At 69.8% G+C, this 23,864-nt stretch carries 27 protein-coding genes; 14 read left to right on the forward strand and 13 right to left on the reverse strand.

From position 1 onward, the window contains the following. Positions 1-48: 48 nt before the first annotated feature. From odhB to A37W_RS0116950, 11 genes are all read right to left on the reverse strand, one after another. Complete coding sequence (odhB, locus tag A37W_RS0116900; protein WP_026198569.1) at positions 49-1,308, reverse strand: 2-oxoglutarate dehydrogenase complex dihydrolipoyllysine-residue succinyltransferase; 1,260 nt, start codon at positions 1,306-1,308, stop codon at positions 49-51. A gap of 2 nt (positions 1,309-1,310) precedes the next feature. Then, positions 1,311-4,265 (reverse strand): 2-oxoglutarate dehydrogenase E1 component, encoded by a 2,955-nt coding sequence (locus A37W_RS0116905; RefSeq protein WP_018304229.1) that lies wholly within the window; start codon positions 4,263-4,265, stop codon positions 1,311-1,313. A 219-nt stretch (positions 4,266-4,484) separates the two neighbouring features. Continuing rightward, a complete protein-coding gene (locus A37W_RS22975) occupies positions 4,485-4,943 on the reverse strand; it encodes a DUF805 domain-containing protein (RefSeq protein WP_018304230.1) in 459 nt (152 codons plus the stop codon). A 105-nt stretch (positions 4,944-5,048) separates the two neighbouring features. Further along, positions 5,049-5,936, reverse strand: coding sequence for a succinate--CoA ligase subunit alpha (gene sucD / locus A37W_RS0116915; RefSeq protein WP_018304231.1), 888 nt, complete (start codon positions 5,934-5,936; stop codon positions 5,049-5,051). A gap of 50 nt (positions 5,937-5,986) precedes the next feature. Further along, positions 5,987-6,490, reverse strand: coding sequence for a hypothetical protein (locus A37W_RS0116920; protein ID WP_157236503.1), 504 nt, complete (start codon positions 6,488-6,490; stop codon positions 5,987-5,989). Between the two features lie 13 nt (positions 6,491-6,503). Continuing rightward, positions 6,504-6,752 (reverse strand): hypothetical protein, encoded by a 249-nt coding sequence (locus A37W_RS0116925; protein WP_156169157.1) that lies wholly within the window; start codon positions 6,750-6,752, stop codon positions 6,504-6,506. Between the two features lie 5 nt (positions 6,753-6,757). Then, entirely contained in the window at positions 6,758-7,951 is a 1,194-nt protein-coding gene (gene sucC, locus A37W_RS0116930; RefSeq protein WP_018304234.1) for an ADP-forming succinate--CoA ligase subunit beta, read from the reverse strand. A 164-nt stretch (positions 7,952-8,115) separates the two neighbouring features. Next, on the reverse strand, positions 8,116-9,303 hold the full coding sequence (locus tag A37W_RS0116935; protein ID WP_018304235.1) for a hypothetical protein: 1,188 nt from the start codon (positions 9,301-9,303) through the stop codon (positions 8,116-8,118). Between the two features lie 78 nt (positions 9,304-9,381). Further along, positions 9,382-10,344, reverse strand: a complete 963-nt coding sequence (gene mdh / locus A37W_RS0116940; protein WP_018304236.1) for a malate dehydrogenase — start codon at positions 10,342-10,344, stop codon at positions 9,382-9,384. 156 nt (positions 10,345-10,500) lie between these two features. Beyond that, a complete protein-coding gene (locus A37W_RS22980; RefSeq protein WP_018304237.1) occupies positions 10,501-11,760 on the reverse strand; it encodes a PRC-barrel domain-containing protein in 1,260 nt (419 codons plus the stop codon). 159 nt (positions 11,761-11,919) lie between these two features. Beyond that, positions 11,920-12,231: a hypothetical protein gene (locus A37W_RS0116950; RefSeq protein WP_018304238.1), complete on the reverse strand. Its 312-nt coding sequence runs from the start codon at positions 12,229-12,231 to the stop codon at positions 11,920-11,922. Between the two features lie 232 nt (positions 12,232-12,463). Between A37W_RS0116950 and A37W_RS0116955 the strand changes: the two genes are divergently transcribed. The 12 genes from A37W_RS0116955 to A37W_RS0117015 all read left to right on the forward strand — a co-directional run bounded on the left by A37W_RS0116955 (position 12,464) and on the right by A37W_RS0117015 (position 20,491). Next, on the forward strand, positions 12,464-13,312 hold the full coding sequence (locus A37W_RS0116955; protein ID WP_018304239.1) for an HpcH/HpaI aldolase/citrate lyase family protein: 849 nt from the start codon (positions 12,464-12,466) through the stop codon (positions 13,310-13,312). Further along, positions 13,309-13,854, forward strand: coding sequence for an NnrU family protein (locus A37W_RS0116960; RefSeq protein ID WP_018304240.1), 546 nt, complete (start codon positions 13,309-13,311; stop codon positions 13,852-13,854). Before A37W_RS0116955 ends, A37W_RS0116960 begins: the two co-directional genes overlap by 4 nt. A gap of 4 nt (positions 13,855-13,858) precedes the next feature. Then, positions 13,859-14,062, forward strand: a complete 204-nt coding sequence (locus A37W_RS0116965) for a DUF1737 domain-containing protein (protein ID WP_018304241.1) — start codon at positions 13,859-13,861, stop codon at positions 14,060-14,062. Next, a complete protein-coding gene (locus A37W_RS0116970; RefSeq protein WP_018304242.1) occupies positions 14,059-15,087 on the forward strand; it encodes a MaoC family dehydratase in 1,029 nt (342 codons plus the stop codon). Before A37W_RS0116965 ends, A37W_RS0116970 begins: the two co-directional genes overlap by 4 nt. A 170-nt stretch (positions 15,088-15,257) precedes the next feature. Further along, entirely contained in the window at positions 15,258-15,647 is a 390-nt protein-coding gene (gene sdhC / locus A37W_RS0116975) for a succinate dehydrogenase, cytochrome b556 subunit (protein ID WP_018304243.1), read from the forward strand. Between the two features lie 11 nt (positions 15,648-15,658). Beyond that, on the forward strand, positions 15,659-16,030 hold the full coding sequence (locus A37W_RS0116980) for a succinate dehydrogenase, hydrophobic membrane anchor protein (RefSeq protein ID WP_018304244.1): 372 nt from the start codon (positions 15,659-15,661) through the stop codon (positions 16,028-16,030). Next, positions 16,027-16,452 carry a hypothetical protein gene (locus tag A37W_RS0116985; RefSeq protein ID WP_018304245.1) on the forward strand — a complete coding sequence of 142 codons (426 nt, stop codon included), beginning with the start codon at positions 16,027-16,029 and terminating at the stop codon, positions 16,450-16,452. The genes A37W_RS0116980 and A37W_RS0116985 overlap by 4 nt, the downstream gene beginning before the upstream one ends. After that, positions 16,452-18,257: a succinate dehydrogenase flavoprotein subunit gene (gene sdhA, locus A37W_RS0116990; RefSeq protein WP_018304246.1), complete on the forward strand. Its 1,806-nt coding sequence runs from the start codon at positions 16,452-16,454 to the stop codon at positions 18,255-18,257. Before A37W_RS0116985 ends, sdhA begins: the two co-directional genes overlap by 1 nt. A 116-nt stretch (positions 18,258-18,373) precedes the next feature. After that, complete coding sequence (locus tag A37W_RS0116995) at positions 18,374-18,664, forward strand: hypothetical protein (RefSeq protein ID WP_018304247.1); 291 nt, start codon at positions 18,374-18,376, stop codon at positions 18,662-18,664. Then, positions 18,661-19,392 (forward strand): class I SAM-dependent methyltransferase, encoded by a 732-nt coding sequence (locus tag A37W_RS22310; RefSeq protein ID WP_018304248.1) that lies wholly within the window; start codon positions 18,661-18,663, stop codon positions 19,390-19,392. The genes A37W_RS0116995 and A37W_RS22310 overlap by 4 nt, the downstream gene beginning before the upstream one ends. A 12-nt stretch (positions 19,393-19,404) precedes the next feature. Further along, positions 19,405-20,184 (forward strand): succinate dehydrogenase iron-sulfur subunit, encoded by a 780-nt coding sequence (locus A37W_RS0117005; protein WP_018304249.1) that lies wholly within the window; start codon positions 19,405-19,407, stop codon positions 20,182-20,184. Between the two features lie 7 nt (positions 20,185-20,191). Then, entirely contained in the window at positions 20,192-20,491 is a 300-nt protein-coding gene (locus A37W_RS0117015) for a hypothetical protein (protein WP_018304250.1), read from the forward strand. Here the strand turns inward: A37W_RS0117015 and A37W_RS0117020 are convergent. Next, complete coding sequence (locus A37W_RS0117020) at positions 20,488-20,844, reverse strand: hypothetical protein (protein ID WP_156169159.1); 357 nt, start codon at positions 20,842-20,844, stop codon at positions 20,488-20,490. The genes A37W_RS0117015 and A37W_RS0117020 overlap by 4 nt on opposite strands. A gap of 52 nt (positions 20,845-20,896) precedes the next feature. On the opposite strand from A37W_RS0117020, the gene A37W_RS0117025 reads away from it, so the two are divergent. Further along, complete coding sequence (locus tag A37W_RS0117025) at positions 20,897-21,766, forward strand: urea carboxylase-associated family protein (protein ID WP_018304252.1); 870 nt, start codon at positions 20,897-20,899, stop codon at positions 21,764-21,766. 224 nt (positions 21,767-21,990) lie between these two features. After that, positions 21,991-23,142 (forward strand): exo-alpha-sialidase, encoded by a 1,152-nt coding sequence (locus tag A37W_RS0117030; protein WP_018304253.1) that lies wholly within the window; start codon positions 21,991-21,993, stop codon positions 23,140-23,142. A 4-nt stretch (positions 23,143-23,146) separates the two neighbouring features. Here the strand turns inward: A37W_RS0117030 and deoD are convergent, their stop codons facing one another. Then, positions 23,147-23,851: a purine-nucleoside phosphorylase gene (gene deoD, locus A37W_RS0117035; protein ID WP_018304254.1), complete on the reverse strand. Its 705-nt coding sequence runs from the start codon at positions 23,849-23,851 to the stop codon at positions 23,147-23,149. Positions 23,852-23,864 lie beyond the last annotated feature (13 nt).

Genomic DNA, 23,864 nt, shown 5'->3' on the forward strand with positions numbered 1-23,864 from the left:
GCCGTCCGCCGGAGGCAAGACCCGCAGGATGGGCTTTCGCCCCGTCGTTCAGAGGTCCATCAGCAACCGCCGCGGATCCTCCAGCGCCTCCTTCACGCGGACGAGGAACGTCACCGCCCCCTTGCCGTCCACGATCCGGTGGTCATAGCTGAGGGCGAGGTACATCATCGGGCGGATGACGATCTCGCCGTTCACGACCATCGGCCGCTCCTGGATCTTGTGCATGCCGAGGATGCCGGACTGCGGCGGGTTCAGGATCGGCGAGGACATGAGCGAGCCGTAGACGCCGCCGTTCGAGATGGTGAAGGTGCCGCCCTGCATGTCGGCCATCGACAGCTTGCCGTCGCGGGCCTTCACGCCCAGCTCGGCGATCGTCTTCTCGATCTCGGCGAAGCTCATCGTGTCGGCGTTCTTCACCACCGGAACGACGAGGCCGGTGGGCGTGCCGACGGCGATGCCCATGTGGACGTAGTTCTTGTAGACGACGTCGGTGCCGTCGATCTCGGCGTTGACGTCGGGCACCTCCTTCAGCGCGTGGCAGCAGGCCTTGGTGAAGAAGGACATGAAGCCGAGCTTCACCTTATGCTTCTTCTCGAACAGGTCCTTGTACTCGGACCGCAGGCCCATGACCGCCGACATGTCCACCTCGTTGTAGGTGGTCAGCATCGCGGCGGTGTTCTGCGCCTCCTTCAGGCGGCGGGCGATGGTCTGGCGCAGGCGCGTCATCTTGACCCGCTCCTCGCGATCCGCGTCCTCGGCGGCGACCGGCGCGCGCGGCGCCTGCTTGGGCGCCTCGGCCTTCTTCGGCTCGGACAGCGCCTTCAGCACGTCTTCCTTCATCACGCGGCCGTCCTTGCCGGTGCCCTTCACCTCGTCCGAGGACAGGCCCGCCTCCGCCATCCGCTTCTTGGCGGAGGGAGCGTCCTGCGGATCGCGCGGCCGCACGTCGGCGGAGCCGGCGTCGGTCTGGACCTCCTCCTGCGGGGTCTCGCCTTTCGGCCGGTCCTGGTCGATCGACTCCTCGGCCCTGGCGTCCTTCGGCTCCTGCGGGGCGGTCTTGGCCGGCGCGTCGCCCTCGGCGATCTGCGCCAGCAGGGCGTCGACGCCGACCGTCTCGCCCTCCTGCGCGACGATCTCGCTCAGCGTGCCGGCCGCGGGCGACGGGACCTCGACCGTGACCTTGTCGGTCTCCAGCTCGCACAGCATCTCGTCCACGGCGACGGCGTCGCCGGGCTTCTTGAACCAGGTCGCGACGGTGGCCTCGGTGACGCTCTCGCCCAGGGTGGGAACGCGGACTTCGGTACTCATCATCAGTTTCCTTCGATTCCGAGCGCGTCGCGGACGAGCGCTTCCTGTTGGGCCTTGTGCTGGCTGGCGAGGCCGGTGGCGGGCGAGGCCGAGGCGGCCCGGCCGACATAGGCCGGGCGGGTGACGCGGGCGTCGATGCGGGTCAGCACCCACTCGATGTTGGGCTCCACGAAGGTCCAGGCGCCCTGGTTCTTGGGTTCTTCCTGGCACCAGACCATCTCGGCGCCCTTGAACCTCTCCAGCTCCTTCACCAGCGACAGGGCCGGGAAGGGATAGAACTGCTCCAGCCGCAGGAGGTAGACGTCGTCGAGTCCCATATCGTCGCGCTTTTCCAGCAGGTCGTAATAGACCTTGCCCGAGCACATGACGACGCGGCGGATCCTGTCGTCCGCCTGCAGGGTCAGGTCCGAGTGGCCCTTCTGCGCGTCGTCCCAGAGGACGCGGTGGAAGCTGGACCCTTCGGTGAAGTCGTCCGCGTCCGAGATCGCCAGCTTGTGCCGCAGCAGCGACTTCGGCGTCATCAGGATCAGCGGCTTGCGGAAGGTGCGGTGCAGCTGCCGGCGCAGGATGTGGAAGTAGTTCGCGGGCGTGGTGCAGTTGGCGACGATCCAGTTGTCGCTGCCGCACATCGTCAGGAACCGCTCCAGCCGGGCCGAGGAATGCTCGGGCCCCTGGCCCTCGTAGCCGTGGGGCAAGAGGCACACGAGGCCGGACATCCGCAGCCACTTGGACTCGCCCGACGAGACGAACTGGTCGAACATGATCTGCGCGCCGTTGGCGAAGTCGCCGAACTGCGCCTCCCACAGGGTGAGCGCGTTCGGCTCGGCCAGCGAGTAGCCGTACTCGAACCCGAGGACCGCGTATTCCGACAGGGCGCTGTCGATCACCTCGTAGCGGGCCTGGCCCTCGCGGATGTGGTTCAGCGGGTAGTAGCGGTCCTCGGTCTTCTGGTCGACGAAGGCCGAATGCCGCTGGCTGAACGTGCCGCGGCTGGAATCCTGTCCGGCGAGGCGGACGGGATAGCCCTCGAGCATGAGCGAGCCGAACGCCATCGCCTCGGCCGTGGCCCAATCGAAGCCGGCGCCCTTGTCGAACATCTCGCGCTTGGCGTCGAGGAGGCGGCCGACGGTCCGGTGCAGCTCGAACCCCTCGGGCACGGTGGTCAGCGCCCGGCCCAGGTCGGCGAGCGTGTCCTTCGAGATCGCGGTGGTGCCGCGCTGGTAGCGCTCGTCCTCGCGGTCGAGGTGCGACCAGCGGCCGTCCAGCCAGTCGGCCTTGTTCGGCTTGTAGGTCTTGCCGGCCTCGAACTCGTCGTTCAGCCGCGACTGGAACGCGGCCTTCATGTCCTCGATCTCGCCCTCGGGGATCAGGCCGTCCTTCACCAGCCGCTCGGTGTAGAGCGACAGGGTCGTCTTGTGGCCCTTGATCCGCTGGTACATGACCGGGTTGGTGAACAGAGGCTCGNCGCCCTCGTTGTGGCCGAAGCGGCGGTAGCAGAACATGTCGATGACGACGTCCTTGCCGAACTTCTGCCGGAACTCGGTCGCGACGCGGGCGGCGTGGACTACCGCCTCGGGGTCGTCGCCGTTCACGTGGAAGATCGGCGCCTCGACCATCAGCGCGATGTCGGTGGGGTAGGGGGACGAGCGCGAGAAGTGCGGCGAGGTGGTGAAGCCGATCTGGTTGTTCACCACGATGTGGATCGTCCCGCCGGTGCGGTGGCCGCGGATCTGGCTCAGCTGGAAGCATTCGGCCACGACGCCCTGCCCGGCGAAGGCGGCGTCGCCGTGCAGCAGGATCGACAGCACGCGGGTGCGCTCGGCGTCGCTCTTCTGGTCCTGCTTGGCGCGGACCTTGCCGAGCACGACGGGGTTCACCGCCTCGAGGTGGGAGGGGTTCGCGGTCAGCGACAGGTGCACCTTGTTGCCGTCGAACTCGCGGTCGGACGAGGCGCCGAGGTGATACTTCACGTCGCCCGAGCCGTCGACGTCCTCGGGCTTGAAGCTGCCGCCCTGGAACTCGTTGAAGATCGCGCGGTACGGCTTCTGCATGACGTTGGCGAGGACGGAGAGGCGGCCCCGGTGGGGCATGCCGATGACGATCTCCTCGACGCCGAGGGAGCCGCCGCGCTTGATGATCTGCTCCATCGCCGGGATCAGCGCCTCGCCGCCGTCGAGGCCGAAGCGCTTGGTGCCCATGTACTTGACGTGCAGGAACTTCTCGAAGCCCTCGGCCTCGACCAGCTTGTTCAGGATCGCCTTGCGGCCGTTCTGGGTGAAGCTGATCTCCTTGCCGTAGCCCTCGATCCGCTCCTTCAGCCAGGCGGCCTGCTCGGGATTCGAGATGTGCATGTACTGCAGCGCGAAGGTGCCGCAATAGGTGCGCTTCACGAGGTCGAGTATCTGCCGCATCGTCGCGACCTCGAGCCCGAGGACGTTGTCGATGAAGATCGGCCGGTCCATGTCCTTTTCGGTGAACCCGTAGGATTGGGGGTCGAGCTCGGGGTGGGGAGTGTCGTCGCGCATCCCCAGGGGGTCGAGGTCGGCGATCAGGTGGCCGCGGATCCGGTAGGCGCGGATGATCATCAGCGCCCGCAGGGAATCGAGCACGGCGGCGCGGATCTGCGCCTCGGTCAGCTCGACGCCCGCCGCCTTCGCCTTGCCGGCGATCTTCTCGGCCGCGGCGGCGCCGTCGGTCGCCCACTGCCCGTCCAGAGCGGCTGTCAGCTCGTCGCTCGGCATCGGCGGCCAGTCCATCCGCCCCCAGGACGGCCCGTGCGCCTCGGCCTTGGCGTCGGCGCCGGCGTCGCCCAGCTGCGCGAAGAAGTCCTGCCACGCCTCGTCCACCGAGGTCGGATTGTCGGCGTACTTCGCGTACAGCCGCTCGATGTAGTCGGCGTTCGTCCCCTGCAGGAAGCTGGAGGCGTGGAAGACGTCGTTGGAGGACTGGTCGGTCATGGGGTCACCTCTGGGGGTTGGACCGGGAAAGGGGGAAGGGCGAAGGCGGCCAGGGTGGCGAGGCGGGTTCGGGCGCCGCCGCTGCGTCGCCTGCTCTCTCTCGCCCCCTGCGCCCGTCCCCGCTCCTGCGCTGTGCAGATAGGCGCGCGGGCCGCGGGAGGGCAGCCCCCGCTCTCGCAGGGGTGATGGCCGGACCGGCAGGGGCGTGGCGGTCGGTCATCACCGGACCGGGGGCGGGCCGTATTCGTTCGTCTCCGGCTGGCCGGGCCTGACCAGCCAGAACAGGAAGACGACCGCGATGATCAGGCCGACGATGCCGAGGAGGCCGCCGAAGGCGAGCGCGCCGAAGCCGGGCATCTGCATCGGCATCCCCGTCTCGGGGTCCATCGGCATCTCGGTGCGCGGGCCGATCAGCCGGACGATCAGGTTGTAGATCGAGGGGATGAGGAAGTACCAGCCGGGCTTGCCGATGTCCTGCATCCGCCGCCAGCCGACCGCCAGCGTCGGCAGGAACAGCGCCAGCGCGTAGATCACCGGCAGGACCGGCACGAACGACACGATGATCGCGCCGATGACGTAGGCGAGAACCCACCACCAGAATTCGGACCTCGGGGCGCGGCCCGAGAAGTCCATGTATTTCTGCATGACGACGGTGCGGATGCTGTCCTGGAATGTCATTGGCTTCTGTCTCTGTGGGGAATGGGTAGACTTGAAATGCGGGGTTGCGCGGCCCGCCCGGCAGCCGTCTGAAATACGATGCGGTCGGGGCGGGCCATCGCGGCATCAGCCCTTGTCGATGGCTTCGAGGACGGCCTCGCCCAGCGTGGCGGGGCTGTCGGCGACGACGATGCCGGCGGACTTCATCGCCTCGATCTTGCTCTCGGCGTCGCCCTTGCCGCCCGACACGATGGCGCCGGCGTGGCCCATCCGCCGGCCCGGGGGCGCGGTGCGGCCGGCGATGAAGCCGGCGACGGGCTTCCAGCGGCCCTTCTTCTTCTGGTCGGCCAGGAACTCGGCCGCCTCCTCCTCGGCGCTGCCGCCGATCTCGCCGATCATGATGATCGACTGCGTCTCGTCGTCGTCCAGGAACATGTCGAGCACGTCGATATGCTCCGTCCCCTTGATCGGGTCGCCGCCGATGCCGACGGCGGTGGACTGGCCGAGGCCGCTGTCGGTCGTCTGCTTCACCGCCTCGTAGGTCAGCGTGCCGGAGCGGCTGACCACGCCGACGGAGCCGCGCTTGTGGATGTGGCCGGGCATGATGCCGATCTTGCAGGCGTCGGGCGTGATCACGCCGGGGCAGTTCGGCCCGATCAGGCGGCTGGCGGTGCCCTCCAGCGCGCGCTTGACCTTCATCATGTCCAGAACCGGGATCCCTTCGGTGATGCAGACGATCAGCGGCATCCCGGCGTCGATCGCCTCGAGGATGGAATCGGCGGCGAACGGCGGCGGGACGTAGATCACCGACGCCTCGGCGCCGGTCTTCGCCATCGCCTCGTGCACCGAGTTGAAGACCGGCAGGCCCAGATGCTCCTGCCCGCCCTTCCCGGGGGTGACACCGCCGACCATCTGCGTGCCGTAGGCGATGGCCTGCTCCGAGTGGAAGGTCCCCTGCGAGCCGGTGAAGCCCTGACAGATGACCCTGGTGTGCTTGTCGATGAGAATGGCCATGTGTCGCCTTTCGTTTTTCGGTGCGGGCGCCGCTGGCTCCCGTGTCCGGTTCAGTCCGCGGTCTGCCGCGACAGGGTGAGGATCGCCACGCGCTGGTCGACCACGAGGTTCAGGGTGGCGGCGGGCGGGAAGCCGGGGGTCGCCCAGACCCGCGCGACGCCGGTGCCCGTCGCACCGCCGTAGGCCGTGGTCTCCTCGCCGAGGAGCTCGGCGACGACGGCCTCGGTCGCTTCGGTCATGCCTTCGGGATCGGGCGCGCCGTCGCCGAACACGGTCAGCGTGCAGGACGCCATCGCGCCGCCGTCCAGCGCGGTGCGGACGGCGTTTACCACCGCGACGCCGTCCAGCGCCTCGCCGCTGGCGAAGGTCAGGGCCCCGTCCTCGGTCGCGCCGGCCCCGCCGTTGCCCGAGGTCAGCCCCTCGAGCGCGAGGCGCGGCATCGCCGCGTCGAGGTCGCCGCAGACCTCGATCATCGCGGCGGCGATCTCGTCCGGGGACTGCGCCAGCGCGGGCGCGGCCAGAAGGGCGAGGCAGATCGGGGCGGCGCGGCGCATCGGCATGTCGAGGCTAGCGCGGCTCGTCGAACGGGCAGGGCCGCCCGTCCGGGGTGATGCCGCCAGTGCAGACCGCCGGGTTCAGGTCGGTCGGCGCGGGCTGGACGATCGGGGCGGTCGTCGGGTTGGCGTAGGGGCTCTGGTAGCCGCCGACATTCGCCGACGCCGGAAGCGGCGCGGTCTGCGCGCCCGGGTCGGGGACGGGCACGCCGATCGGCGTGCAGGCGGCGGCGAGGATCAGCAGGGGGGCGAGGCGCAGCATGGCGATCATCCTTTCACCGCTTTCACGATCTTCTGGGCGCCGTCCTTGAGGTCGTCGGCGGCGATGACGTTCAGGCCGGAGTTCGCGATGATCTCCTTGCCCTTCTCGACGTTCGTGCCTTCCAGCCGGACGACCAGCGGAACCTTCAGACCGACTTCCTTCACCGCGGCGATCACGCCCTCGGCGATGACGTCGCAACGCATGATGCCGCCGAAGATGTTGACGAGGATGCCCTTCACGTTCGGATCGGAGGTGATGATCTTGAACGCCTCGGTCACCTTCTCCTTGGTGGCGCCGCCGCCGACGTCGAGGAAGTTGGCGGGCTCCGCCCCGTACAGCTTGATGATGTCCATCGTCGCCATGGCGAGGCCGGCGCCGTTGACCATGCAGCCGATCTCGCCGTCGAGGGCGATGTAGTTGAGGTCGTACTTCGACGCCGCCAGCTCCTTCGGGTCCTCCTCGGTCTCGTCCCGCAGGCTGGCGATGTCGGGATGGCGGTAGATCGCGTTGCCGTCGAAGCCCATCTTGGCGTCGAGGCATTTCAGATCGCCCTTGTCGGTCACGATCAGCGGGTTGATCTCCAGCATCTCCATGTCCTTGTCGACGAACAGGCGATACAGGGTCTCCATCAGCTTGACGCACTGCTTGGCCTGGCTCCCGGTGAGGCCGAGGGCAAAGGCGATGCGGCGGCCGTGGTAGGGCTGGTAGCCGGTGGCCGGATCGACGCTGAAGGACAGGATCTTGTCGGGGGTCGAGGCGGCGACCTCCTCGATGTCCATGCCGCCCTCGGTCGAGGCGACGTAGGAGATGCGGGAGGTCCCACGGTCCACCAGCAGCGCCAGGTACAGCTCGCGCTCGATGTCCGAACCGTCCTCGATGTAGATGCGGTTCACCTGCTTGCCGGCGGCGCCGGTCTGCTTGGTGACGAGGGTGCGGCCGAGCATGCGCTTCGCCTCGGTCGCGGCCTCCTCGACCGACTTGGCGAGGCGGACGCCGCCCTTGTCGCCGGCGTCGGCCTCCTTGAACGACCCCTTGCCGCGGCCGCCGGCGTGGATCTGCGCCTTGACCACCCAGAGCGGGCCGTCGAGCTCGCCCGCCGCCGTCTTGGCCTCTTCGGCGCGCAGGACGGCGCGGCCGTCGGACACCGGTGCGCCGTAGTCGCGCAGGAGGGCCTTGGCCTGGTACTCGTGGATGTTCATCGCTGTCCCTTCCTCGTCCGCCTCGGGCCGTGCCCCCGCTCAAATCACAGGGCAGGGGTTGAGAAAACGCCAATATGCGCTGGCGAGCGCATATTCCGACATTTGTGATCACACCTTTCCGAGGTGTGATCACACGCGGACGGACCGTTAGCGCGCACAGCGAATCAGTTCAGGACAAGCGCGTAGAGCAGCGCATCGCCGCCCATCATCCTCGAGAACAGCATGAGGTTGTCGGCTCCCGCCCGCGGCCCCTCGTCCATGTAGGGCACCAGCGAGACACCGTGGACGAGGCCCGCGAGGTCGAGTGACGGCGGCTCCTCGAAGACCCGCGCGAGGTTGATCCCCGCGCCCTCGCCGAGGCGCCAGAAGGGAAGCAGCAGTTCACCGGTCAGCACCCGCTCGGCGTCGGACAGGACGGCGAGCCAGAGCGTACCGGTTTCGGGCGGAAACCGAAGGCCGGTGGCCGAGGTCTGCGCCTTGTTCGGAATCCATTCGGCGTCGTCGTCGGTCTCGCGCGCCACCCGCCGCCAGAAGGTGCGGTTGTCGGCGACGACCTGCAGGAAATGGCCATGCGCCGCCCGGGAATGCGCGGCGTCCGGCACCCCGTCGAGGGCCATGAGCGCCATCGCGGCGAGGTCGATCCAGGCGGCCTCGTTGGCCGAGCCCATGCCGCTCCACGATGGCGGCTGGCCGCCCAGCCCGTCCATCGACTCGGACGCGTCGTTGATCGCGCCGATCGCCTCGGCCGGTCCGATGGCGAGGACGACCTCGCCGACCCCGGCAAGAAGATGCGCGTAGGCCGACAGCCACGCGGCATCGGCGGTGTCGAACCGGATCGTCGTCGCCGCGATCTGCGGGTCGAGTGCGGCGCCCGCGAGGTCGAGCAGGCCCTCGCCGTCGCTGCGGGCGCCGTCCATGTCGATGTCGAACCACAGATCGCCAAGGGCCACGGACACGCCGACAGCATCGGCATCGCCGATCGTCAACAGGACGTCCGAGGCCGCCTGCATGTCGGTGACGATGTCGGCGAACAGGACCTCCACCGCGTCCGGTGTGAACGGCTCGGGCGCCGGGTTCGCGCCCATCGGCACGCGCAGGACCGGGAGGCCGGACATGACGGCGAGGCCGTCGTGCAGCCCGACGCGGTAGCGCAGCTGGAACGCCCGCTCGATCCCGCGCAGGAACCGAACGCCGCCGAGGGCGAAGCGCTCGTCCGGCGTGGGGTCGGCGATGGCGGAAAGATCGCTCTCGGCGGCGGCGAGGCTGCGGCCGCCGAGGACGGAGGCGAAATCGATGTCCGCCACCGCAGGGCCGGCCGCGAGGGCGGCCGTCAGGGTCAGGGCTGTTCTCATCTCGCTCCTCCGGGGCGCACAGGGCCGTCGGGGGAGTGTCGCGGGCCGCGGACGGCCCGCCAAGTCAGGAATACCCGCTCAGGCGAGGCTCTCGTCGATGCCCTTGCAGGCCTCCACGAGGCCTTTCACGGCATCGACCGACTTGTCGAACATCGCCTGCTCGTCCTTGTCGAGCTTGATGTCGATGACCTTCTCGATGCCGCCGGCGCCGATCACGGTCGGTACGCCGACATACATGCCCTTCAGGCCGTAGGCGCCCTCGACATACGCCGCGCAGGGCAGGACGCGCTTCTGGTCCTTGAGGTACGCCTCGGCCATCTCGATCGCAGACGTGGCCGGCGCGTAGTAGGCGCTCCCGGTCTTCAGCAGGCCGACGATCTCAGCGCCGCCGTCGCGGGTGCGCTGCACGATCGCGTCCAGACGCTCCTGGCTGGTCCAGCCCATCGAGACGAGGTCGGGCAGCGGAATGCCGGCGACGGTGGAGTAGCGGGCGAGCGGGACCATCGTGTCGCCGTGGCCGCCGAGGACGAAGGCGGTGACGTCCTTCATCGAGACGCCGAACTCCAGCGACAGGAAGTGCCGGAAGCGGGCGCTGTCGAGCACGCCGGCCATGCCGCAGACCTTCTCGTGCGGCAGGCCCGAGAATTCGCGCAGCGCCCAGACCATCGCGTCGAGGGGGTTGGTGATGCAGATGACGAAGGCGTCAGGGGCGTTCTTCGCGATGCCCTCGCCGACCGACTTCATGACCTTGAGGTTGATGCCGAGGAGGTCGTCCCGGCTCATCCCCGGCTTGCGGGGCACGCCGGCAGTGACGATGCAGACGTCGGCGCCGGCGATCGCGGAATAATCGTTCGCGCCCTCGAGGGTCGCGTCGAAGCCTTCGGACGGGCCGGACTCGGCGATGTCCAGCGCCTTGCCCTGGGGCGTGCCCTCGGCGATGTCGAAGAGGACGACGTCCCCCAGCTCCTTGATAGCGGCGAGGTGGGCGAGCGTGCCGCCGATCTGACCGGCACCGATGAGGGCGATCTTGGGTCTGGCCATGACGATGGGTCCTTGCTGACTTCCATGAGGTCCGAACGCGTGCCTGCCTAATCCCGCCGGGCGATGCTGGCAAGGCCGCCGCAGCGCGGCATCCGGACAAGAAAACGCCGCCTCCGGCGGGCGGAGGCGGCGCGGGACGGTCGAGCCGGACGCGGATCAGCCTTCGAAGGCGCTCATGCCTTCCAGCTCTTCGCGGCTGGCGTTGACCCTCACCTCGAGGGCGCCCGAGGCATCCTCGCGGTAGATTTCGAGGTCGTCGAAGTTCATCGCGACCGGCTTCTCGCCGATCCCGAGGAAGCCGCCGACGTCGATCACGGCCTGAACCACCTGGCCCTGGTCGTCGAGGATCAGCGAGCTGATCTCGCCGACCCACTCCTCATCGGTGGACGAGCGGACGGTGGCCCCGTCGAGCTCCTCGGCGGTGAGATCCGTGACGGGGACCAGCTGGAAGCCTTCCGGCGCCGCAAGTTCCGCCGAGTCGGCGGCAACGGCGGCGTCGGCCGCGGCCGTTTCGGTCGGGTCCATCGTCTCTTCGGTCATGGCCTCGTCGCCTTCGGCCGTTTCGGTCGCGGCGCCTTCCTCGGCGGTCGCGGCCTCGGCGTCGGCGGCAGCGGTCTCGGCGTCGGCGGCCTCCTCGGTCATGGCCTCGTCACCTTCGGCCATCTCGGCTTCGGCGCCTTCCTCGGCGGTCGCCTCGGTTTCGGTGGCCGCCATTTCGGTCTCGGCGGTCTCCTCTGTCATGGCCTCGTCGCCTTCGGCCATTTCCGTGTCGGTCTCCTCGGCGGTCGCCTCGGTGTCGGTGGCCGCCATGTCGGTCTCGGCGGTCTCCTCGGTCATGGCCTCTTCACCTTCGACCATCTCCGTCTCGACGGCCCCCTCGGTCGCCATCTCCTCGTCGGTCGCCGCCGTGTCGGTCGCGGCCTCTTCGACCGCGGCATCGGCGCCGGCGTCAGCGCCGTCGACCTCGGACGCCTCGCCGATGTCGTTGTCCAGCTCCTCGTATTCGAAGGCCGGCGCGTTCTCGAGCGCCTCCTGGCTCATGTTCACGACGAGGAAGCGGCTGCCGTCGTCGTCGAACGTGGTGGTCAGGTCGTCCATCGAGATCGCGACATCCTTCTCGCCGATGCCGAGGAAGCCGCCGACGCCGACGATCACCGCCTGCACCGAGCCGCCCTCGGACACGACGAAGTCGTTGATCTCGCCGATGTCGTTCCAGTTCTCGTACACGTCGGCGAACTGGGTGTCCGCGGTCAGCTCCTGCTCGGTCGTGTAGAGGCGCGAGCCCAGCAGGTTGGAAGCGTAGAAGTCGCCCTGCTGGACGTCGTAGGTCATGGCGCCTTCGGTCGAGGCGTCCTGGGCGACGGCGGCGCTGCCCATCAGCGCGCCGATGGCCACGGTGGCAAGGAGGTTTTTCATGGAATCTCTCCGGACTTGATCTGCGCGGATCAGCGGTCGGGAAAGACCCGTCCACGCTGGCGCTTCTGACCGCGCTAACCCCAGCCAAACCCAGTGAGTTCCTGAAATATCTTTGCCTTCGCGGCGGGAACCGGCCGACCTGCCGCCGCGTAAGAGAAATCACGCCGGCGGGTCGGTGTTGGGAAGATCCTCGGCAAGGTGCTGGTAGGCCTCTCCGGCGGCGACGAGGCAGGTCGGGCCGCCCGGGATCGTGACGGTGATGGTCCACGTGCCGGTCTCGGCGGAGGCGAAGATCTCGACCACCGCATTGTTCGAGCCGAGGCCGATGGACTGACGGCTCTCGCCGTAGACGGCGGCGAGCCGCTCGACCACGCGGTCGTGTGGGCCGCAGACGCGCTGCTGCGCGTGGAGCGGGCTGGCCAGGGCGGCGGCCCCGAGGCCGAGGGACAAGGCGAAGGCGGTGCGGATCATGACATGTCCTTTGCGAAGGGGCGCAGGTGGCGCGCCGCGTGGGAGGATCGGGCCGCGTCCCCGTCGATAGCGCGACCTCGGGACCGACCCTCGCACGATGGGCCCGAAAACGCGGTTAACCGTCCGGCCGACCGGCCCACCGGCACGCGCAACACGGCCAGATGTCTGTTGAAGCCTTGCCCGCGCAGGGGGCAGGGTGCGCCGACACCGCTCCGAACCCGCGAATCGACGCATGGCCCGCCCCTACCGCTCCGCCCTCTACATTCCCGCCTCGCGCGAGCGGGCGCTGGACAAGGCCCGCGGCCTGTCCTGCGATGCGATCCTCTTCGATCTGGAGGACGCCGTCGCGCCGGAGGAGAAGGTGCGGGCCCGCGAGACGCTGGCCGCCGCGCTGGCCTCCGGGGGATACGGCGCGCGGGCGCGGCTGGTCCGCATCAACGGGCTGGACACCGAGTGGGGGGAAGACGACCTCCGCGCGGCCGCGGGGCTGGCATGCGACGGTGTACTGGTGCCCAAGGTGGACGGGCCGGCGACGCTGGACCGGGTCGCGGCGCTGGTCCCCGACCTGCCGCTCTGGGCGATGATGGAGACGCCGGCCGGCATCCTGAACGCCGCCGCGATCTGCGCCCATCCCCGCCTCGCGGGCATCGTCATGGGCACCAACGACCTCGCCAAGGACCTGCGCACCCGCCCCGGCCACCGGCGCGAGCCGCTGCTGCACGCCCTGTCCGCCTGCCTGCTGGCGGCGCGGGCGCACGGGCGGGTCGCGATCGACGGCGTCTACAACGCCTTCCGCGACGCCGAGGGGCTGGAGGCGGAGTGCGCGCAGGGCCGCGACCTCGGCTTCGACGGCAAGTCGCTGATCCATCCCGACCAGATCGCCCTCGCCAATGCCGCCTTCGCCCCGACCGGGGCCGAGATCGACCTCGCCCGCCGGCAGATCGCCGCCTTCGACGAGGCATCGGCCGCGGGACAGGGCGTCGCCGTCGTCGACGGGCGCATCGTCGAGAACCTTCACGTCGCCACCGCCCGCGAGACGCTTTCCCGGGCCGAGGCCATCGCCGCACTGGAGACGACATGATCTGGCTGATCCTCGGGCTGCTGCTGTGGTCGCTGCCCCACATGTTCAAGCGGCTGGCGCCGGAGGCGCGCGCCCGCCTCGGCGACCGGGCCAGGGGCGGGGTCGCGCTGGTGCTGGTCCTGTCCATCGTGCTGATGGTGATCGGCTACCGGACGGCCGACGGGCCGGTCTGGTGGGGCCGCTCGCCCGCGACGACCGGCATCAACAACCTTCTGGTGCTGATCGCCGTCTACCTCTTCGCCGCCTCCGGCTTGAAGACCCGGATCACCCGCAGCCTGCGCCACCCGCAGCTGACCGCGGTGTCGCTCTGGGCCGTCGCGCACCTGCTGGTGAACGGCGACCTGCCGTCGTTCGTGCTGTTCGGCGGCCTGCTGGTCTGGGCGCTGGCCGAGATGGCCCTCATCAACCGGGCGGAGCCGGCCTGGACCCCGCCGCCGCCCGCCCCCCGGGCCAAGGAGATTCGCGCGATCGTCGGGACCGTCATCGTCTATGCCGTGATCGCCGGCATCCACACCCTCCTCGGCTACAACCCGTTCGGATGATCCCATGAAGGCCTACCGCTTCCTCACCGCCGACGACACGTCGGCCTTCTGCCACAAGGTGACCGAGGCCCTGTCGAAGGGCTGGGAGCTGTACGGCGACCCGCAATACGCCTTCGACCAGGTCGGCGGGGTGATGCGCTGCGGGCAGGCCGTGACGAAGGAGGTCGAGGGCGAGTACTCGCCCGAGGTGAAGCTGGGATCGCTTTGACGAGCGGTGCCAAGACCGGAGGCGGCCGGTTCTTCGAGGACTACCGCGTCGGCGAGACCATCCGCCACGCGGTGCCGCGGACCCTGACCGTCGGCGAGCGGGCGCTGTACCACGCGCTCTATCCCGCCCGGCACGCGCTGCATTCCTCCGACTCCTTCGCCCGCGCCTGCGGACTGGCGGCCGCGCCGCTCGACGACCTGATCGTCTTCCACACCGTCTTCGGCAAGAGCGTCCCCGACATCTCGCTGAACGCCGTCGCCAACCTCGGCTATGCCGAGGGGCGCTGGCTGTCGCCGGTCTGGCCGGGCGAGACGATCACCGCCGAGAGCGAGGTGATCGGCCTGCGGCAGCTGTCCAGCGGCAAGGCCGGCATCGTCTGGGTGCGGACGCGGGGCTTCGCGGACGGGCGGCCGTGCCTGTCCTACGTGCGCTGGGTCATGGTCCGCCGCCGCGCGCCGGGCGAGGCGCCGGAGGCCGTGGTGCCCGAGCTGGCGGAGGCGGTGGCCGCGAGCGATCTCGTGGTGCCGGAGGGGCTGGACTTCGGCGGGTACGACTTCGCGCTGGCCGGAGAGCCGCACCGCCTGTCCGACTACGCCGTCGGCGAGATCATCGACCATGTCGACGGCGTCACCGTCGAGGAGGCCGAACACATGATGGCGACCCGCCTGTGGCAGAACACCGCCCGGGTGCATTTCGACGCCACCGCGCGCGAGGACGGCCGGCGGCTCATCTACGGCGGTCACGTCATCAGCCTGGCCCGGGCGCTGTCGTTCAACGGTCTCGCCAATGCGCAGACGATCGTCGCGCTGAACGGCGGGGCGCACGCCAATCCCTGCTTCGCCGGCGACACCGTCCGGGCCTGGTCCGAGGTGCTGGACCGCGCCAACCTCGGCAATGACATCGGGGCGCTGCGCCTGCGGCTGGTGGCGACGCGCGGCGCGGCGGGGCAGCTGCGGGACGACGCCGGGGCCTATCGGCCGGACGTCCTCCTCGATCTGGACTGCTGGGCGCTGATCCCGGCCTGATCCACCGGGATTTGTGATCACGCCTCGGCGGCGCGTGATCACGAGCCGTCGATTTTAGCGCCATCAGTCGGAATTGGCTCTATCTCCTGCCGTGACACCGCCGCCGAGATGGGGCAGAAACGGCCCCGACCTCGGCGGCCTCACCGCCGGACGCATAGGAAGGGGACGCCATGGCCGACGTGAACCGCGGCAACCGCCCGCTCTCTCCGTTCATGATCGGGCCGTACTACCGGCCGCAATGGACGTCGATGACCTCGATCTTCACGCGGATCACCGGCAACGGCCTGATCGTCGCGGCCGCGCTGACCGTCTGGTGGTTTCTCGCCGCCGCCGCCGGACCGGACGCCTACCGCGTCGCCAACGGCGTGATCACAAGCTGGTTCGGCGACATCGTGATGACCCTGTCCGTCGCGGCGCTTTGGTACCATACGCTCGCCGGCATCCGTCACCTGATATGGGACACCGGCCGCATGCTCGAGGTCGGGCGGGCCGAGAGGCTCGGACAGGCCGCCGTGGCCGGTGCCGTGATCCTGACGATCCTCACCGTCCTGATCGTCTGAGGAGGCGAGACATGCCCTACATGACCGACCGCAAGCGCGCCGTGGGCCTCGGCTCCTCCAAGTCGGGGACCGAGCATCACTGGTCGATGACCCTGTCCTCGGTCGGCCTGCTGATCCTGGTGCCGCTGTTCGTCTTCACCTTCGGCCCGGCCCTCGGCCTGCCCTACGAGGAGATGGTCCTCTACTACAGCCGGCCGTTCCCGGCGCTGGTGGCGGGGCTGACCTTCGTCGTCGGCTTCCACCATTTCCGCGGCGGGGCCGAGATCATGCTGGAGGACTACGTCGGCGGCTTCGCCCGCAAGGCCTCGCTCGCGATCCTCGCCTGCCTGTCCTACGGGCTGATGGCGGCGGGGCTGTTCGCCGTGCTCCGGCTCGCCCTGTGAGGCTGGGCGTCCTCCTGTCGGCGCTGGCGACCGGCGCCGTGGCGCAGGGGATGGCGCCGATCGCCGACCTGGTGCAGGCCGACGGCCCGGTGCCCGCCTACACCCGCTGCGCCGGCTTCCTCGCCGCCCTGCAGGAGCGCGGGTCCGAGGCGGAGTTCGGGCCCGACGCCTGGGCGAACATCGCGGCCGGCCGCGAGGACCTCGAGGCCGCGGCGCTGATCCTTTCGGCCGAGGCGGGTGACATCGCCGACGTGCTGCAGGACATCTACCTGGCGATCGGCGAGACGCGCGACGCCTACTTGGCCCGCTTCGAGACGAACTTCGACGAGAGCGGAGAGATCATCGCGGGCGACCCGCAGCTGGAAGAGGACCTGGGCGTCTGCGCCGGGCTCGCCGAACGCGCGAAGGAAGGAACGAACTGATGGCCGCCTACGAGTACGAGACCCATCAATACGACGTCGTCGTCGTCGGCGCTGGCGGGGCCGGTCTGCGCGCGACCCTCGGCATGGCCGAGCAGGGACTGCGCACTGCCTGCATCACCAAGGTCTTCCCGACCCGCTCGCACACGGTGGCCGCGCAGGGCGGCATCGCCGCCTCGCTCTCCAACATGGGCCCCGACCACTGGCAGTGGCACATGTACGACACGGTGAAGGGCTCGGACTGGCTGGGCGACACCGACGCGATGGAATACCTCGCCCGCGAGGCGCCCGCCGCGGTGTACGAGTTGGAACATTACGGCGTCCCCTTCTCCCGGACCGAGGAGGGGCGCATCTACCAGCGGCCCTTCGGCGGCCACACGACCGAGTTCGGGGAGGGTCCGCCGGTGCAGCGCACCTGCGCCGCCGCCGACCGGACCGGCCACGCGATCCTGCACACGCTGTACGGCCAGAGCCTGAAGCAGAAGGCCGAGTTCTACATCGAGTATTTCGCCATCGACCTGCTGATGGCCGAGGACGGCACCTGCGAGGGCGTGCTCGCGTGGAAGCTGGACGACGGCACGATGCACGTCTTCGCTGCCAAGATGGTGGTGCTGGCGACCGGCGGCTACGGCCGCGCCTATTTCAGCGCGACGTCCGCCCATACCTGCACCGGCGATGGCAACGGCATGATCGCCCGCGCTGGCCTGCCCCTGCAGGACATGGAGTTCGTGCAGTTCCACCCGACCGGCATCTACGGCGCCGGGTGCCTCATCACCGAAGGCGCGCGGGGCGAGGGCGGCTACCTCACCAACTCCGAGGGCGAGCGGTTCATGGAACGCTACGCCCCCACCTACAAGGACCTCGCCAGCCGCGACGTCGTCAGCCGCTGCATGACGATGGAGATCCGCGAGGGGCGCGGCGTCGGCAACGACAAGGACCACATCCACCTGCACCTCAACCACCTGCCGCCCGAGACCCTGAACGAGCGGCTGCCCGGGATCAGCGAAAGCGCCCGCATCTTCGCCGGCGTCGACGTCACGAAGGAGCCGATCCCGGTGTTGCCGACGGTGCATTACAACATGGGCGGCATCCCGACGAACTACTGGGGCGAAGTGCTGAACCCCACGGACGACAGCCCCGACGCCGTCGCCCCCGGCCTGATGGCGGTGGGCGAGGCCGGCTGCGCCAGCGTCCACGGCGCCAACCGCCTCGGCTCAAACTCTCTCATCGACCTTGTCGTCTTCGGCCGGGCCGCGGCGATCCGCGCCGGTCAGGTGGTGGACCGCTCCCGCGCGATTCCGACACCGCCCAGGGCCGCGATCGACAAGGCGCTGGAGCGGTTCGACACGCTGCGCCACGCCGACGGCGGCACGCCGACGGCCGAGCTGCGGCTGGAGATGCAGAAGGTGATGCAGTCCGACGCCGCCGTCTTCCGCACCGACAAGACGCTGGCGGAGGGGGTCCAGAAGATGACCGCCGTCGCCGGGAAGATGGCCGACATCAAGGTCACCGACCGCTCTCTCGTCTGGAACAGCGACCTGATGGAGACGCTGGAACTGACGAACCTGATGCCCAACGCGCTCGCCACCGTGGTCGCAGCCGAGGCCCGCAAGGAAAGCCGCGGCGCCCACGCGCACGAGGACTGGCCGGACCGCAACGACGAGGAGTGGCGCAAGCACTCGCTCGCCTGGATCGACGGCGCCGAGGTGCGGCTGGATTACCGGCCCGTCCACCTCGACCCGCTGACGAATGCGGAGGAGGGGGGGATCGACCTCAAGAAGATCGCGCCGAAGGCGCGGGTCTACTGATGGACGGGCGGCGGCGCATCCGGGGGGCGGCTGATATCGCCTGTCAGAGCCGCGCCGGCCTATCCTGCGGGCCTGAAGCCGCGCCTGCCGCGCGGCCGGTCCGGAGTGTTCCCGTCATGCGTGTCCTGTTCGCCGCCCTTCCCGCCGCCCTGCTGCTCACCGCCTGCGCCCCGCGCGTCTGGTCCCCCGAGGAGGCCGCGCAGGAGTGCGAGCAGCGCGCCCGCGCCGCGCAGGGGCCGACCGGCGCCGTCACGCTCGGCTACAACTCGAACTCCGGCCCCTATACCGGCGTCGCGGTCGGCGTGTCGGGCGACTACCTGACCGGCCGCGACCCGCTCGACGTCTACCGCGACTGCGTGGTGCGGCGGACCGGGGCCGAACCCTACAGACCGCCGCGCCTGCGATGACCGACGACGCCGCGATGAAGGACCGGATCGAGGCCGAGGTGAAGCGCCAGGTGCAGCGCTTCCGCCAGTCGGCGCGCGGCATCACTCCGCGCGAATGCCCGATCTGCGGCTGGTTCGGCACCTTCACCGCCTTCGGCGATCCGCCCCGCTTCGACGCGCGCTGCGCCAAGTGCCAGTCGCTGGAGCGGCATCGCCTGTTCCGCCTGTACGCCGACCGCAATCGCCCGTTCGAGCCGCACCACGTCGTGCTGCACTTCGCGCCGGAGAAGCAGCTCGGCCCCTACATCAAGGACCTCGTCGCGAGATACGAGACGGCGGACCTCAGCGAGCGGCGCCGCGTCACGCATCGCGTGAACATCGAGAGGACGGGCCTGCCGTCGGAGGAGTACGACCGCATCGTCTGCAACCACGTCCTCGAGCACGTGGACGACCGCCGCGCCCTGTCCGAGATCTTCCGGATGCTGAAGCCCGGCGGCATCGCCTTCCTGATGACCCCGGTCTGCGAGGGGTGGGCGCGCACCTACGAGGACCCGGACGTGACCGAGGCGTCCGACCGGCGCGTCCATTTCGGCCAGAACGACCACGTCCGCTATTACGGTCGCGACCTGCGCGACCGGATCCGCGCCGCCGGCTTCGACCTGGCCGAGTACACGGCCGTCGAACCCGACGTCCTCACCTATGGCCTGATGCGGGGCGAGACCCTGTTCATCGGCACCAAACCGCTCTGACGGAGGCACCCCATGGCCGAATTCCGACTGCCCAAGAACAGCCGCATCACCGTCGGCAAGACCTGGCCCCGGCCCGAGGGCGCGACCAACGTCCGCAAGTTCCGGGTCTACCGCTGGAATCCCGACGACGGGAAGGCGCCGCGGGTCGACACCTATTTCGTCGATCTCGACACCTGCGGGCCGATGATCCTGGACGCCCTCATCAAGATCAAGAACGAGATCGATCCGACCCTGACCTTCCGCCGGTCCTGCCGCGAGGGGATCTGCGGCTCGTGCGCGATGATGATCGACGGGATCAACACGCTGGCCTGCATCTACGGCATCGATGAGGTGAAGGGCGACGTGACGATCTACCCGCTGCCGCACATGCCGGTGGTCAAGGACCTGATCCCCGACCTCACCCACTTCTACGCGCAGCATGCCAGCATCATGCCGTGGCTCGAGACCAAGACGAACGCCCCGGCCAAGGAATGGCGGCAATCGATCGAGGACCGCAAGAAGCTGGACGGCCTCTACGAGTGCGTCATGTGCGCCTCGTGCTCCACCGCGTGCCCGTCCTACTGGTGGAACGGCGACCGCTATCTCGGCCCCGCCGCGCTGCTGCACGCCTACCGCTGGATCATCGACAGCCGGGACGAGGCGACGGGCGAGCGGCTGGACGATCTGGAGGATCCGTTCAAGCTGTATCGCTGCCACACGATCATGAACTGCGCCAAGACCTGCCCCAAGGGCCTCAATCCCGCCAAGGCGATCCAGAACATCAAGAAGATGCTGGTCGATCGGATGGTCTGACGGGCGGGTGGCCGAGGAAAGCGAAGAGAGGGCGGAGCCGTCGCTCGCCTACCGCTCGCCGGACGAGTTGCAGGAGGTGCTGCGCGGGCTCGGTCAGCGGCTGCACTACCTCAACCGCGTCGCCATCGGCGAGAGCGGGTTCGCCTGGCACCTCGCCGAGGCGATCGTCGCCGTCGGCCGGCTGGTGCCGCTGCTGGACGACGCCGAAACGCGCCGTGCCTTCGGCGACGGCTGGACGAAGGGCGCCGTCCCTCGCGAGGCGCAGGTCGACCACCTCCTCGCGCTCCTGCGTAGGGAACTGTCCTAGACGGCCCGGCCCGCCTGTCTGTAGGTCGGTGCGTTCGGGCAGAAAACCTCCGCCTCGGAGGCGGTCATTCCGGCCGGATCGGCGAAGGCGGCATGGCAGCGGGCGGTCTGCCCGCAACCGGCGCAGGTGAGGCCGACCTCCCGCTGCATCCGAGGATCGTCCGCGAGCGCGCGTCCGGCGCCGAAGAGGTCCGCGACCCAGTGCATCCGCGCGATCTGCTCCTCCGGCATCCGCGCGAGGTGCATGAGGTCGGCGCGGCCGAGCGACAGGTCCGTCATCTCGCCCATCGTCAGCGCGGCGATCTCCGCCTCGACCCGGCGCTGGTCGCGCCAGGCCTCATGGAGCTTCGACATCGTGGTCATCTCTGGTACCTCCCGGGGGCTGTTTTCCCTACGGTAGGTCGCCATGCCCGCTCCGCGCATTGATCCGGATCAAGTCCCTGCAGACGCCGAGGCCCGCCGCGCGGCCGCGCCGGTCCTCGTCTACCCGCCGCAGACGCTGCCGGCGCCCGACCTCGCCCTCTACGTCCGGGCGCGGGGCGGGGCGCGGAGGACGGCGCAGGTCGTCGTGCCGCCGCGGGACGCGCGGGCGGTCGAGGTGCCGGCGGGGTCGGTGCTGCGGATCGAGTGCCGGGAAGGTAGCCAGGTCGGCGACCTCAACCTCTTCCGCGCGGGCGACCTGTCCGAGCGGTTCTTCTCGGGCAAGACCCGCGCGCTGCACGGCACGCATGTCAGCGTGGGCGACCGGCTGTGGTCCTGCCTTCCGTACCTGCGGCCGATGGCGACGATCCTCGCCGATTCGCTCGCCTGGTATGGCCGCGACGCCGACGGCGGCGGCGTCCACGACGTGATCGGCACGCGCTGCGATCCCTACACGCAGCGGCTGCTCGGCGGGACGGACTACCATCATTGCTGCCACTCCAACCTGACGCGGGCTCTTGTCGCCGCGACCGGCCTGCCGGTGGCCGAGGCGGAGGCGCACGTGCACGACGTGCTCAACGTCTTCATGTGCACCGGCTTCACCGCGGACGAGGGGCGTTACTTCATGAAGGCCTCGCCCGCCCGCGCCGGCGATTTTGTGGAGCTGTTCGCCGAGATCGACCTGCTGGCGCTGCTGAGCACGTGCCCCGGCGGCGATTGCGGGTCCGGCCACTCGTCGGACGAAGCGGTCTGCCATCCGCTGGTGATGGAGGTGTGGGAGCCGGAGGGGGGCGCTCTGGACGGCTGGGCGCCGCCGGAACCGTCGGGGTACGACCGGGGTCACGGAATAGGGTAGGGCAGCAGGACGAACGGCCCGCACTCCCACAACCCGTCCCGGGCTTGCCCCGGGACCTCGACCAGCCATGCGCTCCGTCCCCGCGAGGCCCCGGGTCAGGCCCGGGGCGGGTCGTCTCGCCTTCAGGGCCGCGCGCCCACCCTCCCACCGGGCACATCCCGCCTCCCCCAGCGTCAGCCGCCGTGCTAGCGTCCCCGCGACACCCTGCCGCACGCGAGCCTCCCATGCCCACGACCCTGATGATCGGCACCACCAAGGGCCTGTTCCTCCTCGACAGCGACGACCGCGAAACGTGGTCCGTCCGCGGCCCGCTCTGCGACGGCTGGCCGATCAACCACGCGGCCGGCGATCCAGAGACGGGCCACATGTGGGCGGGCGGCGGCGGCGAGTGGAGCGGGGCCGGGATCTTCCGCTCCACCGACAACGGCGAGACGTGGCAGCTGGCCAAGCTGACCAAGGGCACGATGGACGACTGGGCCGCGAACGATCCCGACTTCGCGCAGATGATCGGATGGCCGCCGGAGCCGCCGCCCTTCGGCGAGGAGTTCAGCCAGGTCTGGTCGCTGCACTTCGCCCACGGCGCCGTCCTGGCCGGGACCAAGCCGGCGAGCCTGCTGACCAGCCGCGACGGCGGCGCGACGTGGGAGAGGATCGACGGCCTCACCGACCACCCCTCGCGCCCGGACTGGAACGGCGGCGCGGCGGGTCTCGTCCTGCACACCATCGTCACCGACCCGGACGACCCGCGGAAGACGTGGGTCGCGATCTCCGCCGCCGGAATCTTCGCCACCGAGGACGGCGGCGCGACGTGGGAGCGGCGCAACCGCCTGTCGAACGAGGAGGAGCACGCGCACCACGACCACCCCGCCGCGCCCCGCCACGGCGAGACCGGGCACTGCGTGCACAACATGATGCGCGCCCCCGGCGGGTCGGGCGACCTCCTCTACCAGCAGAACCACCACGGCGTGTTCCGCAGCCGTGACGGCGGACGCAGCTGGGACGACGTCACCGAAGGGCTGCCCTCGACCTTCGGCTTCCCGATCCGGGTGCATCCGCGCGACCCGGACACGATCTGGACCCTGCCGCTGAACGGCGACATGGCCGGCCGCTTCCCGCCGGACGCGGCTTGCGCCGTCTGGCGGTCGCGCGACGGTGGCGACACGTGGGAGGCGCAGCGGAACGGCCTGCCGCAGCAGAACTGCTTCTTCACCGTCCTGCGGCAGGCGATGGCGGGCGACACGGCCACGCCCGCGGGCATCTATTTCGGCACCAACTCCGGCTCGATCTTCGCGACCGCGGACGAGGGGGAGAGCTGGACGGAGATCGCGCGCCACCTGCCCACGATCCTGTCGGTCGAGGTGCTGGAGCGCGCCTGACCGCTCAGGCGAACGCGGCCTTCAGCGCGATCTCGACCATGTCGCCGAAGGACCGCTCGCGGCCCGCGGCCGGCAGCGCCTCGTGCGTCTGCAGGTGGTCCGAGACGGTGAGCACGGCGAGCGCGCGCACCCGGTAGCGGGCGGCGAGGGTATAGAGCTCCGCCGCCTCCATTTCGACGCCCAGGACGCCGTGGCGGGTCATCTCGGCCTCGATGTCGGGCCGCTCGTCGTAGAAGGTGTCGGACGAATAGATACCGCCCACATGCACGCCCGCCGCGATGCCGGCCGCGGCATCGTGCGCGGCGCGGAGCAGGCCGTAATCGGCGCAGGGCGCGAAGTTCAGCCCGCGGAAGATGCCGCGCGAGGGCGAGCCGTAGGTGGAGGCGGTCATCGCGAGGATCAGGTCGCGGATCTTCACCTGCGGCTGCATCCCGCCGCACGATCCGATGCGGATCAGCGTCTTCGCCCCATAGTCGCGGATCAGCTCATTCGCGTAGATGGACAGCGACGGCATGCCCATGCCGGAGCCCTGGATGGTCACGGGGTGTCCGTTCCAGGTGCCGGTGAAGCCGAGCATGCCGCGCACCTCGTTCACGAGACGCGCGCCCGTCAGGTAGGTCTCCGCGGCCCAGCGGGCGCGGTAGGGATCGCCGGGCATCAGCACCGTCTCGGCGATGTCGCCTTCGGCCGCCCCGATATGCGTGGTCATTCCGGCGATCCCC

The organism is Wenxinia marina DSM 24838 (genome assembly GCF_000379485.1).
GTDB lineage: Bacteria > Pseudomonadota > Alphaproteobacteria > Rhodobacterales > Rhodobacteraceae > Wenxinia > Wenxinia marina.

Bases quoted from the DNA above. Each gene is read 5' to 3' on its own strand.
- sdhA (WP_018304246.1), top strand. From the start codon at position 16,452: ATGGCCGCCTACGAGTACGAGACCCATCAATACGACGTCGTCGTCGTC.
- A37W_RS0116955 (WP_018304239.1), top strand. From the start codon at position 12,464: ATGGCCCGCCCCTACCGCTCCGCCCTCTACATTCCCGCCTCGCGCGAG.
- A37W_RS0116935 (WP_018304235.1), bottom strand. From the start codon at position 9,303: ATGAGAACAGCCCTGACCCTGACGGCCGCCCTCGCGGCCGGCCCTGCG.
- A37W_RS0116960 (WP_018304240.1), top strand. From the start codon at position 13,309: ATGATCTGGCTGATCCTCGGGCTGCTGCTGTGGTCGCTGCCCCACATG.
- A37W_RS22980 (WP_018304237.1), bottom strand. From the start codon at position 11,760: ATGAAAAACCTCCTTGCCACCGTGGCCATCGGCGCGCTGATGGGCAGC.
- A37W_RS22975 (WP_018304230.1), bottom strand. From the start codon at position 4,943: ATGACATTCCAGGACAGCATCCGCACCGTCGTCATGCAGAAATACATG.
- A37W_RS0116950 (WP_018304238.1), bottom strand. From the start codon at position 12,231: ATGATCCGCACCGCCTTCGCCTTGTCCCTCGGCCTCGGGGCCGCCGCC.
- A37W_RS0116925 (WP_156169157.1), bottom strand. From the start codon at position 6,752: ATGCTGCGCCTCGCCCCCCTGCTGATCCTCGCCGCCGCCTGCACGCCG.
- mdh (WP_018304236.1), bottom strand. From the start codon at position 10,344: ATGGCCAGACCCAAGATCGCCCTCATCGGTGCCGGTCAGATCGGCGGC.
- A37W_RS0116980 (WP_018304244.1), top strand. From the start codon at position 15,659: ATGCCCTACATGACCGACCGCAAGCGCGCCGTGGGCCTCGGCTCCTCC.
- A37W_RS0117005 (WP_018304249.1), top strand. From the start codon at position 19,405: ATGGCCGAATTCCGACTGCCCAAGAACAGCCGCATCACCGTCGGCAAG.
- odhB (WP_026198569.1), bottom strand. From the start codon at position 1,308: ATGAGTACCGAAGTCCGCGTTCCCACCCTGGGCGAGAGCGTCACCGAG.
- sucC (WP_018304234.1), bottom strand. From the start codon at position 7,951: ATGAACATCCACGAGTACCAGGCCAAGGCCCTCCTGCGCGACTACGGC.
- A37W_RS0117020 (WP_156169159.1), bottom strand. From the start codon at position 20,844: ATGTCGAAGCTCCATGAGGCCTGGCGCGACCAGCGCCGGGTCGAGGCG.
- A37W_RS0117025 (WP_018304252.1), top strand. From the start codon at position 20,897: ATGCCCGCTCCGCGCATTGATCCGGATCAAGTCCCTGCAGACGCCGAG.
- A37W_RS0116965 (WP_018304241.1), top strand. From the start codon at position 13,859: ATGAAGGCCTACCGCTTCCTCACCGCCGACGACACGTCGGCCTTCTGC.
- A37W_RS0117030 (WP_018304253.1), top strand. From the start codon at position 21,991: ATGCCCACGACCCTGATGATCGGCACCACCAAGGGCCTGTTCCTCCTC.
- A37W_RS0116995 (WP_018304247.1), top strand. From the start codon at position 18,374: ATGCGTGTCCTGTTCGCCGCCCTTCCCGCCGCCCTGCTGCTCACCGCC.
- sdhC (WP_018304243.1), top strand. From the start codon at position 15,258: ATGGCCGACGTGAACCGCGGCAACCGCCCGCTCTCTCCGTTCATGATC.
- A37W_RS22310 (WP_018304248.1), top strand. From the start codon at position 18,661: ATGACCGACGACGCCGCGATGAAGGACCGGATCGAGGCCGAGGTGAAG.
- deoD (WP_018304254.1), bottom strand. From the start codon at position 23,851: ATGACCACGCATATCGGGGCGGCCGAAGGCGACATCGCCGAGACGGTG.
- sucD (WP_018304231.1), bottom strand. From the start codon at position 5,936: ATGGCCATTCTCATCGACAAGCACACCAGGGTCATCTGTCAGGGCTTC.
- A37W_RS0116920 (WP_157236503.1), bottom strand. From the start codon at position 6,490: ATGCGCCGCGCCGCCCCGATCTGCCTCGCCCTTCTGGCCGCGCCCGCG.